An 18,699-nucleotide genomic window follows, 5' to 3' on the forward strand; every position below is an offset into this window, starting at 1 on the left:
TGAGAAAAGGCTGTATCACATTGGATACAGCCTTTCTTTTTATTTGGAGTGTTACAAAAAAATATCTTTAAAACTCGATATCATCTGCTACGTTTCCACCCTGCTTTTCAGCAAACAACTGCTGATACTTTGCCTGGTAGGCTGCCTGCCGTTGATTATACCCGGCATAGTCAGCCTGGATATCCCGGTGGATCTGGTCATTCCATAAAGACGCAGCAATCTGGAAATCCCCGATGGGAATACCGTAATTATCGACGATCCACTGCGCGCCGTCCAGGCCATAGTCGTAGGCTACCTGCCGGGCCACTTCCAGCTCCTGGTAGAAGTCTTTATCCTGTTTAATTTTTTCGATATTGCCCGCACCCTCCGGTGACGCACTGGCCTTTAAGCCGCTGAACTTCGGGTGTTGATCAGCCTGACCAAAGTACTGGCCAAAGAGGGTAACAATGTGAAAGGTGGCGTCCTGCTTCATCCGCTCAGGCCACAGCAGGTTGGCTTCCTGCCAAACGGGTAATTCAACCCCCAAAGCCTTTGCTACGTCATCTTCACTTAAACCGCTGCCGAGTCTCGCGCAGGCGGCGCCGTAATCTTCTAATGTAATGCCGTGAATAGGTTCTAATAATGGATTACCAGACATATAATTTCTATTTAAGGATGATGATTAATATTATATTCATTTATTAAGCGCTCGTAAAATTTCTCATTCTCCACTACCATATCGGGTACTATCTTATTCCATTCATCAAACATGCAACGCAGGTAGTGACGGTACAAGTCCGGATTCTTCGGGTTACTGGCTTCATAACTCCGGAGCAAATGAGCCGTTCGCTGCTCTGCCAGGCTGCGGGCCTGGTGCAATACCATACGCGCTCCTGTAGAGGGACTAAAAGTATTCTGCGACTGGCAGAACGGGCAGGTGATATAAGTATCAATAAAAAACATCCTGGGAATAGTGATGTTGCCGCCACACTGTTTGCAACTGAATTTATCACGTATCCGTTCAAATGCTGCCAGTTCCTCCTGGTATGCCGATTCCAGGTCCTGTTCACCGGCGGCGCCCTGCAGCAGGGAAATGGCATGGTTTATTTTGTCTTCAAAAACATTGTGCCGGTCCAGGCAGGCCATTCTGAATGTATACAGCTTCCTGCGGTACTCACTCCCGGCACTGGAAATAATGGAGGGGAGCGATGCTTCGGCTTCCTGCATAAAACAAACAATATTCTCTTCCTTTACCTCGTTCGCCTTATTCCGCATCTGGTTAATTTGTCCCAGCAGCCCCGAAAGCATATGGATGTGCGCGCGTTTATAAGGATCTGTGTCCTGGCGGAAAACTTTCTGCAGTTCAGGCACGGCAGCAGTGTTCATTTCCTCCATCCGGGCTTCCAGCTTCTCCAGGAAAACAAACCATCTCTCCTGCCTGGTTCTCATCTCTTCGATCAGGGCAAGGTTCTCATTTTTCTTATTGAATAAATTGAACATGATTTATGAATTATTTTCCTTCCTGATATTCACACCATCCGTCAGCTTTGTATCCATGAATACAAAACCGCAGTAGGCGCAGGCCGTGAGTCCTTTGTGATAGGCCCGTCCTGCACCGCATTCGGGACAATCACGAATATCCATTCTGGCTTCTTCGTTTGTTATTTCGCCGCCATAATTTTCCTGGGTCTCCACCTTATTTTTGAGCTGTTCCAGGTAGGCTTGTATCCGTTTCTTTTCCTCTGCCATAATCCTGCGGGTTGAGGGTTAAAGTAATTTCAGCAGTTCTTCTTTCTTGGCAGCGTACTCCTGTTCTGTAATCAGCTGCGCATCGAAGAGTGCCTTCAGTTGTTTGAGTCTTTCCGTGATATCTGCTGCGGGAGCGGGTTTGGGCTGCATGGCTCCCTGGGTAACCATATTCGTGATGAGGCCCATTGTTACTGCCTGCCGGGCGCCATCTCCTAAATTGGAATGTTCTTTGTCCATCGCATTGGCGATGCTGTACTGCGAAAACTTATTCATGTCTGTTACCATGTTCATACCGGTAACTTTGTCGTATTGTTTAAGCACTTCTTCCGGCAGGGTGATGCTGGTAATGGTGAAGCGGGTAATTTCCAGGCCAAAGTCAGTGAAGTATGGCTGAAGGAGAGGTTGTGTTTTTTCGTTTAACCCGGAAATGTTACCTGCTGCATCTACCACGGAAATCTGCGCCAGTGCAAGTACTTCGGCAAACTTCGGCGCTATAAAATCGCGTAACTGTAACTCCAGCTCTGTGATGCTGAGTCGTGGCCAGGTACCTGCATACTCTTTGAAGAACTTTGACACGTCTGTAATACGGATATTATACGTACCAAAGGCCCTTACCCGTACCTGCCCAAAGGTGGCATCCTTCATTAACACCGGCGCCGGGGTACCCCATTTGAGGTTTACAAACTGATGGGTGTTGAAAAAATAAATGTCTGCTTTAATGGGACTTTCAAAACCATATTTCCAGCCCCGGAGCCTTGTGAGTATAGGGATGTTTTCGGTTTTCAGGGTGTGCCTCCCGGCAGGAAATACATCCGCCAGCTGCCCTTCGTTGAGGAAAAGGGCGTGTTGACTTTCCCTTACGGTGAGTACGGCACCATCCTTAATTTCCTTATCTGCATCTGCAAACTTCCACATCAACGCATTAGGATCCGGTGTTACAGATTCAATGATTTCAATAAAAGGTAATCCCATCCTGCAAGATTTAAATATTCGGTGCTTTGACCGTAAATAGCATGTCGTTTATAGCATCCAGTATTTCTGTTTCAAATACTTCCTGTCGCTTTCTTCCTTTCTTTGTATCCGGAAAATAGTCGCTGACAGCATAATTCCTGCCAAACCTGTCTTTTTTATTAGAAATAACATACTGCAGGTCGTTGTTAGTTGTTTCCTGCAAAATATATACTTCTTCAAATGACATGAGTTTTCTCGAATACAAACCCGGTGCTTTCAGATAAACCTCCCGGGTACGCTCATCAAAAACATACGTGAGGTTTACTTTAAACAGGAAGTCATACACAGCGTAAAAGCCACAGATAACGCCTATACACATTATAAACCTGGATACCTCGTAATTAAGCGGCCATATCAGCGGAATAATGAAGGCTGCTGCCGCCAGTATTACACAGGAAATAATTTTGCCTTTGTATACGCCGTTAGGTTGGAAACTCAGTTTCCCGTCAACAGCTTTCAGGTTATACGATGCCATCATTACAGGTTTAAGCGATGTCTTCCTCCTCCAGGCCCATAATGCCGGCTATTTCCATTGTGACCTGCTGCAACGGCTTTGTAAGAAACATAGTCTGGTGCAGCATCACCGATTTCCGCTTGCCATTTTTATCCATGATCATAGCGGCAGTTGCGTTTACAGTAACGATAAACGACTGTTTTGAAATGAGGAAATTCTGAAAGTCCTCAAACCGGTACTCCGTTGGAGATATAAAGAAAACAGGTTGTACTGAAATGGTGCGGGCATTTACATCGATCTTTAATTTGCCGGTAACTCTCAGCGCGATGATAACTGCAAATACACCTATTAACAGGCTACTCACTATTCCCCCACGGGTTGGATTATTGTATAGGATAAATACGATCAGACCAAATAATAAAAGGGCCAACAAACAAAAGAATGCTGTCTGGGATTTCTTTGTATATACATTCCCTTCCCGGGTAAAATATTGAAGCGGCTGCATGCGGTAATTTCTGATATGGCTATATAATAAATAACAGATCTCCGGATCCTGGCTAATTGATAAATGAAAATTTGTTCTCGAATACTTTACCAAATACCGGAACAGGTTTTTCTGCCTGGTTAGCTGCATTGATAATTCCCAGTATCCAGAATATAAGGATCACATACCCGATCAGGCCGAGGAAAGATAAAGAGGGCACCACGTGCGCTATTATAGTCAGGGTAATATTGAGCAGGATACTCACAATGGCAAGTCCTAACGACTGCCTCAGGTGATACCTGAGCAGGCTGTCTGATTTCTCTTTCCCGGAGAAGTAAGCAATCAGCCAACCGATCAGGGTTACATATGACAAAATAGATAATGTTTTGCTGTTCATGGGTTCAAGGTTTTTTCGTTGGCGATATTGCCTGTGCAAATGTGCGGTGAATGTTTCTTAACCAGGCATTCAGGTAGCCTACAAAACGACTACCCAGGGGAAAAAGAGCGTCTACAATATGACTACAACATTTTCAAACATCTTACTATTATTATCTTATAAATATAAATATTTATAACTTTAAAGATCTTTTCATACTGACTATTAGTGATTTATAGTAATTTAACCGCATGAAATCATTACCATATCTACCCTTTGTTTGTCTGTTGATCTGTATATGCGGGTGGTCATGTTTTGCATTTGCACAAATGCCGTTGTCGGATAGTTTACAATCAGTAACCGCTAACCCCGCCTTCAATGAAAAGGAGAAACCGCCTTTACTTAATCAGCTGGCTGAAATATACCGGGCCAATAAAAACTATTCCCTTGCCATGACCACGGCCAGGCAAAGTGTGGCTCTCTCCCTCCGGCATCAAAATTACCGGGAGGCCACTAAAGCTTATGCGATGCTGGCAAACATCAAATTCAATACGCAGCAATATGCCGATCTGAAACAAACTGTTGATTCCGTATTCACCAGCGCGCAACAGGCCAACGATCCGGTGGCAATGGCATATGCTTATTATACCCGTGCGCTGTTATATAAAACGCTGGATAAGTCGGACGATGTGGTAAAGTATTGCCAGCTGGGCCTCCGGCAATTGGAGAAAACCCCTGACCCCTATATTGCAGCCAAAATATATTACCAGCTTTACGTTGTTAATTCGGGCTGGAACAATGAAGAAAAGGTAGGGATCTATGCCGGGGAAGCCACAAACAATGCGCTCAAAACAAATGATTACAACCTGTTGAGCAATTGTTATACGGCCCTGTCGGTAGCCCATGAATATAAATTCAATGCTACCCAAAACCGGCAGGAGCTGGATAGTGTGCTGTACTACCTGGGTAAACCGGAGGCGCTTTACCGGCAGTACCCCGGCAGGGTTGCCGCTAACACCTATGCCATTGCCTGTATAAATATTGCCAACTGCTATCTGAAATACTTCCCTGCTGAGGATGCAGCGGCGAAAGCACAGGCTGTTCACTATGCCGGTATTGCCCGGTCGGTGTTAAAAGATGCTCCCAACAGCGAAGAGGTGGTTGCCAGCAGCTTAGGCATCCTCAGCGAATATGCCCGGCGGGAAGGCAACGAGGCCCAGGCAGAAAATTATCTGCTGGAAGCCTACCAGGTGATGAAAACGGCTAACGGTCATTCTTATTATACTATAATCAATGTGGTGCAGGCACTGTCTAATCTTTATGAACAAAAAGGGGACTACCGGAAAGCGCTGGAGTTTCAAAAAGAGGCCACTCTATATAACAACAAAAATTTTAATCAGCAACAGGCGCTCAATACCCAAAAGCTGGAAATACAATACGAAACGGAAAAGAAAAACAACGAAATGCAAATCCTGAAAGAACGGGAGAAAAGCCGCACCATGCAGAATTATTTATATGCCTGCATAGCGCTTGCCTCCCTGCTTGGACTGATATTCATGTTCCGCTCCTATCACTTCAGGTTACGTTACTCCCTGCAGCGGGAAAAGCAGCTGCAACTGGAAAAACACGAGTCTGAAATGCAGGTAAAGCTGGAAAAAGAAGAACACGCAAGGCTCAGAGCCGAGCAGCAACTCCTGGAAACCCAGCAACAACAACTCAAAAAAGAGGTAATGGCCAATGTGCTGCACCTCGAACATAAGCACCAGACGCTGCTGCATATCAAAGACAAATTAACGGAAGGCGACTCCGTAAACATGCAGAAAATCCTGAAGGAAGAAATGGTGATCGATAACGACTTTGAACATGCAAAAGTCCAGATCCAACAGATACACCCCGATTTCTTTCACCTGATCAACGACAAAGCACAGAAAAAGCTCACCCTGCTCGACCTGAAGCTTTGCGCCTACCTGTATCTTAAAATGGACACCCGCCAAATTGCCCAGCTGATGAATATTGAAGCCAAAAGCGTAAGAATGAGCCGTTACAGGATCAAACAGAAGCTGGGACTGGACAAAGAAGATGACCTGAATGCTTTTTTACAGGGTTTGGGTAGTTAACTTACCCGGCCGGCCACTTCCCCTCTCCGCACCATCCCTCCTTTGCTATGCCAGTTAAGCTTCCTCCTGGCCAGATCCATTGTATTTCGAAATACAATACGAAATTAATCACTGCTGAAGATGCAGAAAAATAAACCCGCCGCTTTTGCCGCATTTTGCCGGTGTAAAGTTTTCATAGTGTATGGGGAGTGTATGGGAAGTGTATGGTGAGTGTATGGTGAGTGTATGGGAACAGTATAGGAACAGTATAGGGAGTGTATAGGGACTGTATAGGGACTGTATAGGGACTGTATGGGGAATACGACACATAGACGAGTCCTAAGTATCCGAGAAGTATCCAAGAGGTATGGGAGAAGTATACAGGAAGTAGTAACTACCAATAACAAAACCCGCGATGATCGCAGGTTTTGTTATTGGTAGGGGGCCCTTCAGCGCCACCAGGCGCCTGCTACTACCAGGGTATCTCTCCGGTAGCAGGGTTATTCTCCTCACTAAAAAACCTCCCTGTGGGGCCATCATCGCCGATAGTAGCGTATTTAACCAAACGCGCCCCGGCTTCTTCCACGCTGCCGGTTCCGCGGTGGTTATTGAAATCGGTAGCAATAAAGCCAGGATCAATGGCATTTACTTTAAATGGCGTGTCACGGAGTTCATAAGCCAGGGTCACCGTATACATGTTAAGTGCCGTTTTCGACGGAAGGTAAGCGGCGCCTTTATGATGATAAAACGGCCAGGAAGGGTCGCTATTCAACGTGAGCGATGCCATACTTGAACTTACGTTCACGATGCGGGGCTGCGGAGCGCTTTGCAGCAAATCAATAAAAGCCCGGGTAACTCTTACCACGCCATATAAATTGGTTTCAAACACCTTTTGGAAAACGGCAATATCTGTTCCGGTTGCCGTTTGCGGAAGGCCGCCGCTAATGCCCGCGTTATTAATAAGTACATCCAGTACATCGGTTTTTTTGCCTATTTCAGCACGGGCAGCATCTACTGATGCCTGGTTGCTTACATCTATTTGTATGGCCTCCACTTCATTCAACCCTTCAGCTTTGAGTTTTTCTACAGCTTCAAGGCCATTGGCCAGGTTACGGCTACCTAAATAAACGTAATATCCCTTTTGCAGCAGCTGCCGCGTGGTTTCAAACCCAATGCTTTTATTGGCCCCGGTAATCAATACTTTTTTCATAATCCTTTGTAATTAATAGTTAAAAGTGAGTGTAGTTTTTATGACTTCCTCATCCTGTTTTATTAATACAAAGTTCCGGCTTACATGGGCCTTCCTGTTAAAGAGAATCAAACCAAAAAGTATGACTTTCAAACCTTACCCGTCCTGAATGACCGGGGAGTAGCTCCGGTAACACGTTTAAAGTAGTTGTTAAAGTAGGTGGGATATTCAAAACCCAGGCTGTAGGCGATGTCGGCCACACTCCAATCGGTATGTCGCAACAGCGCTTTTGCTTCTGAGGCAATACGTTCCGCGATGTGTACGGAGGTTGGTTTACCGGTAACAGCGCTTACCGATCGGTTGAGATAATTTACGTGTACAGACAGGGTTGCGGCGAAGTCCTGGGCCGTTCTTAATTTCAGCGGATCTCCGGTGTTATCGACCGGGAATTGCCTCTCCAATAATTCCATAAAGAGATAGGTAATCCGCGTAGCAGCATTTTTTTGCCTCAGCTCATTTTGTAATGGCTGAATGCTTAACGCTTCGTGAAGGATCAGCTCTATACAGCCCCGGAGCAATTCGTCTTTGTAATGATAATCACTCCTGTGTACCGACAGCATCTTTTGAAACAAGCCGGTTAAAAACGCCGCCTGTTCCCTGTTAAGACGAACTACCGGTGACACGCCAAAACGAAATAATGGAGAGTTCTGTAAGATCTCCGTTCGTTCCCTTCCGGAGAAAAATGCTTCCGTAAACAAACAGGCATACCCTTTCTTTTCCGTGGAACGATCCACTACCGTATGAGGTATATTGGGATTGGCGAAAAATAAAAACGTGTCATTCATTTCGATCGTTTCATCACCGTGGTAAATGATCATATCACCGGCGACCAGCACTATCTTATAAAAGTCACGCCTGCCGTGGGGTTGTGAGGGATTTGAGATACCTGAAATTTCGTGGACCTTAAATCCTTTCAGTTTCAAATCCGATGTATAAGACCGGGCAACCGTGGTTTCAGTTTTGTTGATCATCTTACAAAATTAAGAAAATCAAACCAAAAACAGGTAACACACCAGGTAGAATTAGGCCCCGATAAATATCGGGGCCCTTTTAGCAAACCTACATCTGTTTACACCTTATGTGTTGTTGCACCCCATAAGTGTTCAGAAAGATATCAACCGGTTCTATCCGCTCCTCTTCCACCCGCCGCAAAAATTAAGGCTGCCCGGAATGAGCAGCCTTGTTGCTGCTTATGAAAAGTACCCGATAGCGGGTTTCTTACGGTGACGGGAAAAACGGACAAGTATACTATCCACAATCAGGTACATAGCCGGTACCACAAAAAGCGTGAGTATCATAGAACTTGTTAACCCTCCAATGATTACCCAGGCCATTCCGTTTTTAATCTCAGCCGCGGCGCCTTTTGCCATTGCGATGGGTAACATGCCAAAAATCATCGCAAGCGTTGTCATTAGAATCGGGCGAAGCCTTTCCCTGCCTGCTTCTATCAATGCTTCCACCGTTTCAAATCCTTCCTCTCTGAGTTTATTTGTAAAGTCGACAAGGAGAATAGCATTTTTAGCGACCAACCCCAACAGCATAATCATTCCGATAATCGTGAAGATGTTTAATGTTTCCATCGTAAGCGCCAGCGCCAGTAATGCGCCAACCAGTGCCACCGGTATAGAAAACAGCACCACAAACGGATACACCGCGTTTTCATAAAGCGCTACCATGATAAGATACACCAGTACGATTGCGGTGATAAGTGCCAGGGCAAGGCTTCCAAAGGCATCTGCCTGATTCCTGGAATCTCCCAGATACTGAACACTAACCCCTTCCGGCACCTTTATAGATTTTGCCTTAGCTTTGATTTCAGCGCTTACAGTACCCGTTGGCCGGCCGGAAACGTTTGCCTGCACTGTAATTGATCCGAGTCGATCCATACGCTGAAGCGTGGTTTCCCCCAGCGTTTCTTCAACATCCGCGAATTGCCGCAGCAGTATAGTTTGACCATCAGCGTTTACTACCGGCAGGTTCCTTATATTGCTGACGTCCGATTTGCTAAACTGATCCAGCCCTATCCTGATATCATACTCGTTCCCATTTTGTTTGAACTGATTCTTATCATCTCCACTGAATGCATTCTGTAGCGCCGCACCAACAGCACCCGCATTGAGTCCGAGGAGACTCATTCTCTCCCTATTGAGCCGGATGTCTACCTCCGGTTTCCTGTTCTTTACGGACAGCTTTACAAACTGCGTCCCGGGAACATCTGCCACAACCTTCATATACTCATCAGCAACCTGCCGGATGTCTCTCAGATCAACACCTTTGATGGCTATCTGTATCGGCGCGTTACTTACATTTCCGGTTATTGAAGTGGAGGCCACGGTAAATTTCACACCCTCAATGATGCTACTTAATTTTTGCTGCAGATACATTCCGAGTTCCTCAGCACTTTTACTTCTCTGGCTCTTATCTACCAGGTTAATCGTCAGTTCAGCCAGGTTGGCATTGGATGATGCCCCGGCCACGCTTCCGCTCACAAACCCTATACTGGAGAAGATTTTTTTCACCTCTGGTTGTTCCCGGATAATCTTCTCCGCCTGCTGCACCTTCATATTAGTTTTATAAATACTTGCTGTTGGCTCCAATTCCATATTCAGGATCAAATCACTTTGGTCCGCCTTCGGTATAAACGCAGCTCCAATAAACCCCATCGGGATCAATGCAATGGATCCAAGTATCAGGCACATTACAAGCATCAGCAACCATCTCTTTCTTCTTAACACTACCCTTAATAATCTACCATATTCTTCTTTTATCATTTCGATAAAGTACTCGAACTTCAAATTAATCCTTCCCCAAATACTTTTTGCAGACAGCTCCTCCAGTTTCCCAAACCTGCTTGCCAGCAAAGGTGTGATGGTAAATGATACGAAGAGACTCATCAGTGTTGAGAAAACAACGGCGAGAGAAAACTCCCGTAAAATTGCTCCAATCATCCCGCCGGCTAATGCCAGCGGCAGAAACACCACCACATCCACCAATGTGATAGATAAGGCTGTAAAACCAATCTCATTTCGCCCTTCCAATGCTGCCTTCCGGCGATCAGCTCCCATCTCCATATGACGATAAATATTCTCCAGCACCACAATTGAATCGTCTACAAGAATTCCCACTACCAACGACATTGCCATTAACGTCATTAGATTCAGGGAGAATCCCTGCAGGTACATGGCGATAAATGTAGGAATGATAGAAGATGGAAGAGCGATCAGTACAAATGATGCACTTCTCACACTATGGAGAAAAGCCAGCATTACAATACCTACAATTATTACAGCCAGAAACAGATCGAACATAACTGCATCAGCAGCATGCAATGTATATATACTCTGATCCGAGGAAACATTAAACCGCAGTTTCTGCCCCAGGTATTGTTTCTCTAACTCATTAAAACACTTCTTTACCCCGTCGCTTACTGCTACCGCATTGGCGTCACTCTGCTTAATGATTTGAATACCAATTGATGGAATCCCATCTATGTGGTTGATGGCTGCAGGCTTTGCCGCCCCATCTGACACATCAGCAATATCGCCTAATTTTATGGCGCCCTGAGTGGGGTGTTGCAAAATGATCAGGTTACGAAACTCTCCGACCGAATCCACATTTGCATCGTAGCGGATGGAAAGCTCCCTGTTTGTTGTTTCAATGCTCCCGGCAGGAAATGAAAGGTTCGCATTACTGATAGTGCTTGTCACCTGCCCAATGGAAAGCCCATAAGCCAAAAGCCTGTCCTGCCTTATATTTACCTGAATCTCCCGTTTTTCTCCTCCAATAATGTTAACCTGTCCTACTCCGGGAACGTTCTGTAATACCGGGCGCAACTGGTTATCGACCAGGTCAAAAATTTTCCGGGGAGGCAAATTTCCCGTAACGCCGGCTTTAATAACCGGCGTTTCATCCAGGTTGACTTTACTTATCCTTGGCTTTTTAGCATCAAGTGGTAACTCACTGATAATTTGATCAGCTTTTCGCTGAACATCACGTTCTGCCTTATCCACATCGGTTCCCGACTTGAAAGAAATGGTAATTACTGAAAGATTTTCCTGAGAAGTTGAACTAATCTGATCCAACCCCTCCACCGAGGAAACCGCATCCTCCAGTTTTTTTGTAACATTGATTTGAACTTCAGCCGCTGCAGCCCCTGGATAGATTGTGCTGATAGAAACCGTAGGCACCTCAATTTTGGGCAGGAGATTGTAATTTAAACTCAGGTACGACTGAATACCAAACAGGATCAGTACTGTAAAGATTACAATAAGCAACAGTGGCCGTTTTATGGCGATTTCAGTAATTGACATACCTATTATTCTTTACTTAATAACATTAATTAAAGCACTGTCCTTCAGGTTAACCTGACCAGAAATAACCACCTTATCCCCTTCTTCCAAACCACCCAATACCTCCAGTTCATCTCCATAATTTATACCTACACTGATTTTCCGCAGGATAGCCTTGCCATTTATCACCACATAAACGGCTGCATCGGTAGTGCTTTCAATCAGGGCTTCCCGCGAAACAAGTAATACTTTCCGTTCAGTTTTCTTTGAGAAATCGGCATTAACAAATGTACCTGCACGCAGCGGCATGGAGTTATCATTAGGCGCCGTAATTTCAACCTGGTAGTTGAATGCCTGATTAGCCCGTGGACTAATGAAAGTTACTACCCCGGGAATAATCCTTCCCGGATAAACATCTGTGGTGATAGCAATTTTCTGGCCTTTAGCTACTTTGTAAACTTCGTCCTCCGTCAGGTTTACCTGTACTTTCAGTGAAGACATATTCACTATTGAAGCCACTTCTGTTCCGGGCCCAATGAATGTACCCTGTTCAACCGGCCTGGAAGCAATAACACCATCATCCGGCGCTTTAATGCTTGCATCGGCGATCTGTTTCCGTATCTGCTGAACAAGGTTCATTGCGTCATTATAGTTTTGTTGTATGCCCGCCACCTTTTCAGGGGTAGCAGCGTTTCCTTCCAGCAGTTCCCTGTAATTATTATTATCCCGTTCCAACTTCGCCGCATTCGTCTCGGCCTTTTGCAAGTCAAGCGCAAGCAATCTGCTATCAACAACAGCGAGCAGCTGGCCCTTCTTTACATGATCACCCAAACTGAACATCACTCTCTGTAATTGGCCACCGGAAGCAGAGAACACCCTGGACTCTCTTAAAGGCGCCAGTGTACCGGTTTTCACCAGGCGCGCCAGCATGATCTCTGACTTCACAGTGTAAATAGTAACAGGTATACGGATATCTCCGGTTTTAGCTGGTAAATTTTTCGCTGCAATTTTGTTTTTATTATATGCCAACATGAACACAATAACAATTAACATTACAATGATCACCAGTATCAATACGATTCTTTTTTTCATCGCAGTTAAAGAGAATTTAAAAATGTTTTCAATGTACCCGCGGCTTTTTCAAGATCAACCCGGGCCTGGTAGTAACTATACATAGCGTTCAGATAATTATTTTGCGCTGACTGGAGGGAATTCCGGGTGATTAACCAGTCATTCAAATCAGTGGTACCCTTCTGAAATTGAAGATTCGTTACTTTAAATACTGATTCGGCCAGGTCCACATTTCGTTTATCATTTTCCATATTGGTCCGGGCCTGGGTAACTTTCGTCCGGGCATTTTCAAACTCAACAGTGAACTTACTTTCAGAAAGTTTCAAACTCTCCTCTGCATTGATCCGGTTTATCACGGCCTGCTTATGCCTGGCATTACGCTTATAGAAGTCCAATATTGGAATCGTGAGTTTTAAGCCGACCGCCGAGTATGGCAGTAACTCATCATAGGCGCCTCCCAGTTTGTCGCCGAATCCAACGGCGCCGTAACGCGCATATCCCGTCAATTTAGGCAGGCCCTCCGCTTTAATGCGGGCCTGTTCTATCCCTAATAATCTGACATTAGTGGATGATACCTTGTAGTCAATCCGGGCTGCCGGAGAAAAACTGGCCAGCGAATCCTCCTGGCCAGCCAGCGGCGTTATAGCAGTAACCAGGTTAACGGGAAGTTTATCATCAATGGGATATCCCATCTCGAATTTCAATTGATTTTCCGCTAATTGAAAATTACTCTCAGCTACCCTGATCTGCGACATTGTGTTATTGAAATCCACGGACACCTTATCCAGGTCCTTCTGTAATACAACACCTTTGGCCACCTGCAAACGGTATATATCCATCTGTTGTTCATAGGTTTTACTGTTAAACTGTAACAGCAGAATTTGTTGCCGGTACACCAGCAATTGAAAATAGGCGGCGCTAATATTGTAGATAATTGATTCCTGACTCTGTTGAATGTTGAGATCCGCCAGTTCCCTATTGAGTTTATTTGCTTTGAGGCCCGTCAGCAATGACTGATCGTATAATACCTGGTCGAGTTGTGCAAGGGCATTGGAATTAAATTTCTGTGTAAAAGACACCTTTATTTCATTTGGCCCCAGCACTCCGGCTGGAATAACATTTTGCTGCAATTTGAGATTGTTATCCAACATTGAAGTAAGACTCACTTTTGGAAGATAATCTGCAAGAACCTCCCTGGCTTTAGCATCGGCAGCTATTTTCTGATTAGCGTAAATTCTGGCATTCCGGTTATTTTGCAGACCATATTCTATACAATGCTTCAATGTCCATTCCTCCTGGGCCTCCGCTTTGATGTATATGCAACAGATGATCAGCATTAGAAAACTTTTAGTCATACATTCTAACTTATTCCTTCGTCTGTAAAAGGACTTCTGATAAAATGCTGCTAAAATAGCCTATAGGGGAACAGCTAAAATTCATTTTATACCAAACCGGCTGGTTTTTATACAAAAGAAGATAATGGGCACTAACAATGGGACGTTGTGAACCTACCTGTTCGCAATCTTTTTGGTTACAAACTCATTGAAAAAGAAATCCCTGTAAATACTTCCGATGGGGATTTCGTTTGTACCTATGTACACGGTGTTATTATCCACAGAATCGATATGCTTAACATTGATGACATAGGATTTGCTTACTCTCACAAACATATCTTTTGGTAATTGATCATAGATGGTTTTGATATTCATTGCCGTCATTACTTTCTGATTTTCGCTGTGCATTACCACATAATCTTTTAAGCCCTGAATAAAAAGTATGTTATTGAAATAGACTTTAAAAATTCTCCGGTCTGCTTTCACAAAGAAAAAATCATCTGCTACCTGTTCAATATTGTTATTGGTGTAGTCCGCCTTTAATAATTTGGAGTAGGTACGGGCTTTTTCAACAGCCTTTTGAAAACGTTCTAATTTTACGGGTTTTATCAGGTAGTCAATCGCATCTACCTCGTAGCTGTCGGTAGCAAATTCAGAATAGGCGGTTGTAAAAATCACAAATGTTTCTTTTGGAATAGTCCGGGCAAATTCAATTCCGTTAATTCCCGGCATTTGTATGTCAAGAAAGATTAACTCAACTGTATTGTTTTCTATAAAATCGGTGGCGGTTTCGGGGCTGTTGAATGAACCGATTAAATCTAAATCGTCTGTTTTGTTAATCAACATCTCTATGGCTTCTCTCGCCAATGGTTCATCATCTATAATAATACAGTTCATAACTTTATACGCTTTACTATATAACAAAATAATCGTCTGCTATATTTTAATTCTCTTCTTTCATTACTATGCAGGTCATAGCTTTATGGTTAAAGTTACGTAATACCTTTCTGAGTCTTCTTCGATACTTAAACTATGTGTTGCCGGAAACAAAAGCTCCAGTCTTCGTTTAACATTTGCCAGCCCCAATCCGCCTGCATTACTAACAGATTTAACCATAGGTTTGGAATTGATACATTTAAAGAAAAGTTCATCGTTTCTAACATCGAAATACAGGTTCACATAAGACGATTTTGTTGCATCATTATTGTGCTTCACTGCATTTTCCACAAACGAAATGAACAGCAAGGGAGGAATTTGCACACCGCTCAAATCTCCCTCTTTTGAAATCAGGAAATCAAAACTATCCCGCCTTACTTTCTCCAAATTTAAAAAATCTTCCAGGAAATGAATATCCGAAGTCAACAACACCTTATCCCTTGCACTGTCATAAAGTTGGTAGCGAAGTAAATCGCTCAACTTTACCAAAACTTCCGAGGCTTTTTCGGGATCCTTCTTCGTTAGAACATTGGCATTGTTTAACATATTAAACAAAAAATGCGGGTTGATTTGATTTTTCAACTGTTCCAGTTCTGCATAAGTTTTCGATTGTTTCAACTCGTAGATCAATTGCTTGTCCATCATTCCCTTCTGAAACAGTTTTATGGAAGATGAAGCCGCTAACAGCAGCACGGTAAGGAAGGAAAAAAGCGGGATATTCAGCCCATTTTCTTTATTAAAAGGATTAAAAAAATAACCACAAACAGCCACTACAACAAGGATACCGATCACAGACAGGCAGTATTCAATATTCTTATTCCTGAACAAAAGCTTTGGCACCAGCACGTACATATTTACATAGAATAATGCAATAAAATATACAAATATCACTATCGGGTTGTCAATTACGGGAGTGCTGTTGTACAACACAGCACCTATAAAAACAATGAGCAGCAAATGCCGGAATATTCTGCGGTCGGGTGAAATCAGGAAACGGAAAAGTACGTTTTCGCTAATAAGCTGCTGATGGCTAAAATCATTCATTTATAAAATTGTATAGAACAAATTTAACAATTAAAGCGCTGGTCTGATCTGCTTTTTATACGAAAGTGTTTGCTTTTTATACGAAAACAAGACACATTATAAAAACGCATAAGACAAGAAATACATTTTGTAGTACCCCGGCATACTTTGCTATAAAAGATACCGCATTTGGTATAATTAAAAAAAGGCAGTTATCCAAAGGAATAGTTTTGTGTCGAATTTACAACTGTTAAATCGATTTTTAAAAGATGAGATACCAGATTATTTATATACTGCTGCTTATAACCGTTTCATTCGGGGCCTATTCACAACAGAAAGTGACATTGAGTGGAACAGTCACCATGAAAACAAACACCGAAACAGTAATCGGCGCAAGCATTTTCATTCCTGAAGCAAAAGTTTCGGCAATTACCAATTCGTATGGCTTTTATTCTGTCACCCTGCCCAAAGGGGAATATACAATCGTTATCAGCTGTATAGGATTTGAGAATATCGAGGAACATATCACGCTGACAGGAAACACCAAGAAGAATTTTTCGATGCTTGAAAAAAGCAGAACCTTAGATGAGGTAGTGATAAAATACAATAGTCCGGCAACCAACATCCGGAACCCGGAAATGAGTGTGAATAAGCTTTCTATCGCCACCATCAAAAAGATGCCGGCAGTTATGGGCGAGGTTGATGTTTTAAAAGCGATTCTGCAACTTCCGGGAGTTTCCACTTCACAGGAAGGAGCAACAGGCTTTAACGTCAGAGGTGGTTCCGTTGACGGCAACCTGATATTGTTGGATGAAGCCGTTGTTTACAATACTTCCCACCTGTTCGGCTTCTTCTCCGTTTTTAACGCTGATGTGATTAAAGATTTGAAATTGTATAAGGGTGGAATACCTGCTAATTTCGGTGGGCGCACCTCCTCTGTTCTGGATATTTATCAAAAAGAAGGGAACAACCAGGAATATCACGTAACGGGGGGAATTGGGGCGATTTCGAGCAGATTACTGGCAGAAGGCCCTATTGCAAAAGGTAAAAGCTCGTTCGTAGTTGCTGGCCGTACTTCTTATGCCCAGTTGTTTATGAAACTGGCTGACAACCCCAATTCTGTTTCTTTTTACGATTTGAATGCCAAACTGAATTATAACATCAATGACAATAACAGGATTTTCCTTTCAGGATATTTCGGCAAGGATAAAATGGATTTCAGCAATTTTTTCAGTAACACTTATGGAAACTCATTCTTTAATCTTCGTTGGAATCATATCTTTTCCGAGAAACTTTTTTCCAATGCGTCAATCATTTACAGTAAGTACGATTATGGCCTGAAGATAAAATATGTTGGCATTGATTGGGTATCGGACATCCGCAACTATAATCTGAAGTACAACTTTAACCATCGTGTGTCTGATAAGCTGGTTTTGAATTATGGTCTCAATTCCATCTACTACCAGTTCAATCCCGGCACCATAAAACCTATGGATGAAAAATCGCCTATCAATGCTGACCAGCTTGAAAAAAAATACGCCTGGGAAAATGCATTGTATATTAGTGCCGAGCAAAAACTAACGGATAAAATATCCATGAATTATGGCCTGCGATATAGCAATTTCCTGCGATTGGGGGAACAGAATGTAAATAATTATGCCAATAATCAGGCAGTAGTTTTCAATCCCACGTTACAAATTTATGAGGAAGGAACACCCACGGGTGTAACATACTACGGTAAAAACAAAAAGATTACTGGTTTTGGAAATTTAGAACCCCGTCTGGCAGTTTCCTATAGTATAAATGACGACCAGTCCATTAAGGCGAGTTATAACCGGATGAGCCAGTACATCCATTTAATTTCCAACACAGCTTCCGTCTCCCCACTCGATATATGGGCGCCGAGCGACCAATATCTGAAACCCGAAATTCTTGACCAGGTGGCATTGGGCTATTTCAGAAATTTCAGCAATGGAAAATATTCCCTGGAAACAGAAGCTTTTTACAAGAAAATTAAAAACAAAGCAGATTACATTGACGGTGCCGAATTGATTGCCCAGAAAGCCATAGAACAGGTATTGCTAAACGGTGAGGGAAGGGCTTATGGTCTTGAAGTGATGCTGAAGAAAAATACCGGGAAACTGACAGGCTGGCTTTCTTACACACTTTCCAGGGCAGAGCAGCGCACACCGGGAAGAAACGCAGAAGAACCTGGCATTAACAACGGCGAATGGTATCGTGCTAATTACGATAAAACGCATAATTTTTCACTTACAGCTGCTTATCAACGGACAAAAAAATGGAGTTTTGGCGGCATTTTTACCTACCAAACAGGAAAAGCTGCCACCTTTCCCATCGGCAAATACCAGTACCAGGGAATTACGATTGGGAACTACGGAGTGCGAAATGCTAATTCGCTCCCGGCTTATCATCATCTGGATTTATCGGCAACCTACACACCAAAACCTGACAGCAAAAAAAGATGGAAAGGTGAATGGGTATTCAGTATTTACAATGTTTATAACAGAGGCAACGCCGCATCTATCATGTTCGAGCAAAACAGGGAAACTGGGTTGAGCGAAGCAAAGAGGATATCCATTTTCGGTATCATTCCGGGCGTGACTTACAATTTCAAATTTTAATTCTAA

General features: G+C 43.5%; 16 protein-coding genes. 2 read left to right on the forward strand and 14 right to left on the reverse strand.

Translation table 11 applies throughout. The annotated features are described in order from the left end of the window. Nucleotides 1-67: 67 nt before the first annotated feature. The 7 genes from B5Z18_RS23985 to B5Z18_RS24015 form a co-directional block, all read right to left on the reverse strand. The gene (locus B5Z18_RS23985) at nt 68-637 is read right to left on the reverse strand and encodes a DUF6620 family protein (RefSeq protein ID WP_079472061.1); all 570 of its coding nucleotides are present in this window, start codon (nt 635-637) and stop codon (nt 68-70) included. Between the two features lie 11 nt (nt 638-648). Then, nucleotides 649-1,479 carry a hypothetical protein gene (locus tag B5Z18_RS23990; RefSeq protein ID WP_079472062.1) on the reverse strand — a complete coding sequence of 277 codons (831 nt, stop codon included), beginning with the start codon at nt 1,477-1,479 and terminating at the stop codon, nt 649-651. 3 nt (nt 1,480-1,482) lie between these two features. Next, nucleotides 1,483-1,728, reverse strand: a complete 246-nt coding sequence (locus B5Z18_RS23995; protein WP_079472063.1) for a hypothetical protein — start codon at nt 1,726-1,728, stop codon at nt 1,483-1,485. Nucleotides 1,729-1,746: 18 nt separating this feature from the next. Further along, a complete protein-coding gene (locus tag B5Z18_RS24000) occupies nt 1,747-2,700 on the reverse strand; it encodes an SPFH domain-containing protein (protein ID WP_079472064.1) in 954 nt (317 codons plus the stop codon). Nucleotides 2,701-2,710: 10 nt separating this feature from the next. Then, complete coding sequence (locus B5Z18_RS24005) at nt 2,711-3,214, reverse strand: hypothetical protein (RefSeq protein ID WP_079472065.1); 504 nt, start codon at nt 3,212-3,214, stop codon at nt 2,711-2,713. Nucleotides 3,215-3,224: 10 nt separating this feature from the next. Continuing rightward, on the reverse strand, nt 3,225-3,557 hold the full coding sequence (locus B5Z18_RS24010; RefSeq protein WP_143313676.1) for a hypothetical protein: 333 nt from the start codon (nt 3,555-3,557) through the stop codon (nt 3,225-3,227). A 193-nt stretch (nt 3,558-3,750) separates the two neighbouring features. Beyond that, the gene (locus tag B5Z18_RS24015; RefSeq protein WP_079472067.1) at nt 3,751-4,074 is read right to left on the reverse strand and encodes a magnetosome magnetite crystal formation protein family; all 324 of its coding nucleotides are present in this window, start codon (nt 4,072-4,074) and stop codon (nt 3,751-3,753) included. Nucleotides 4,075-4,304: 230 nt separating this feature from the next. On the opposite strand from B5Z18_RS24015, the gene B5Z18_RS24020 reads away from it, so the two are divergent. Continuing rightward, nucleotides 4,305-6,170, forward strand: coding sequence for a transcriptional regulator (locus B5Z18_RS24020; protein WP_079472068.1), 1,866 nt, complete (start codon nt 4,305-4,307; stop codon nt 6,168-6,170). 451 nt (nt 6,171-6,621) lie between these two features. Here B5Z18_RS24020 and B5Z18_RS24025 read toward each other — a convergent pair whose 3' ends face one another. From B5Z18_RS24025 to B5Z18_RS24055, 7 genes are all read right to left on the reverse strand, one after another. Then, nucleotides 6,622-7,359, reverse strand: a complete 738-nt coding sequence (locus tag B5Z18_RS24025; RefSeq protein ID WP_079472069.1) for an SDR family oxidoreductase — start codon at nt 7,357-7,359, stop codon at nt 6,622-6,624. Nucleotides 7,360-7,487: 128 nt separating this feature from the next. Further along, nucleotides 7,488-8,369, reverse strand: a complete 882-nt coding sequence (locus B5Z18_RS24030; protein ID WP_079472070.1) for a helix-turn-helix domain-containing protein — start codon at nt 8,367-8,369, stop codon at nt 7,488-7,490. 219 nt (nt 8,370-8,588) lie between these two features. Continuing rightward, on the reverse strand, nt 8,589-11,708 hold the full coding sequence (locus tag B5Z18_RS24035) for an efflux RND transporter permease subunit (protein WP_079472071.1): 3,120 nt from the start codon (nt 11,706-11,708) through the stop codon (nt 8,589-8,591). A 12-nt stretch (nt 11,709-11,720) separates the two neighbouring features. Beyond that, complete coding sequence (locus tag B5Z18_RS24040) at nt 11,721-12,779, reverse strand: efflux RND transporter periplasmic adaptor subunit (RefSeq protein WP_079472072.1); 1,059 nt, start codon at nt 12,777-12,779, stop codon at nt 11,721-11,723. A gap of 5 nt (nt 12,780-12,784) precedes the next feature. Beyond that, entirely contained in the window at nt 12,785-14,113 is a 1,329-nt protein-coding gene (locus B5Z18_RS24045; protein ID WP_079472073.1) for a TolC family protein, read from the reverse strand. A 153-nt stretch (nt 14,114-14,266) separates the two neighbouring features. Further along, nucleotides 14,267-14,989 carry a LytR/AlgR family response regulator transcription factor gene (locus B5Z18_RS24050; RefSeq protein WP_079472074.1) on the reverse strand — a complete coding sequence of 241 codons (723 nt, stop codon included), beginning with the start codon at nt 14,987-14,989 and terminating at the stop codon, nt 14,267-14,269. 75 nt (nt 14,990-15,064) lie between these two features. Beyond that, a complete protein-coding gene (locus B5Z18_RS24055; RefSeq protein WP_235016005.1) occupies nt 15,065-15,880 on the reverse strand; it encodes a sensor histidine kinase in 816 nt (271 codons plus the stop codon). Nucleotides 15,881-16,320: 440 nt separating this feature from the next. Here B5Z18_RS24055 and B5Z18_RS24060 point away from each other — a divergent pair, with 440 nt between their 5' ends. Continuing rightward, complete coding sequence (locus tag B5Z18_RS24060; RefSeq protein WP_079472075.1) at nt 16,321-18,693, forward strand: TonB-dependent receptor; 2,373 nt, start codon at nt 16,321-16,323, stop codon at nt 18,691-18,693. Nucleotides 18,694-18,699 lie beyond the last annotated feature (6 nt).

Origin of the sequence: Chitinophaga ginsengisegetis (genome assembly GCF_900168065.1) — a bacterium.
GTDB classification, from domain to species: Bacteria; Bacteroidota; Bacteroidia; order Chitinophagales; family Chitinophagaceae; genus Chitinophaga; species Chitinophaga ginsengisegetis.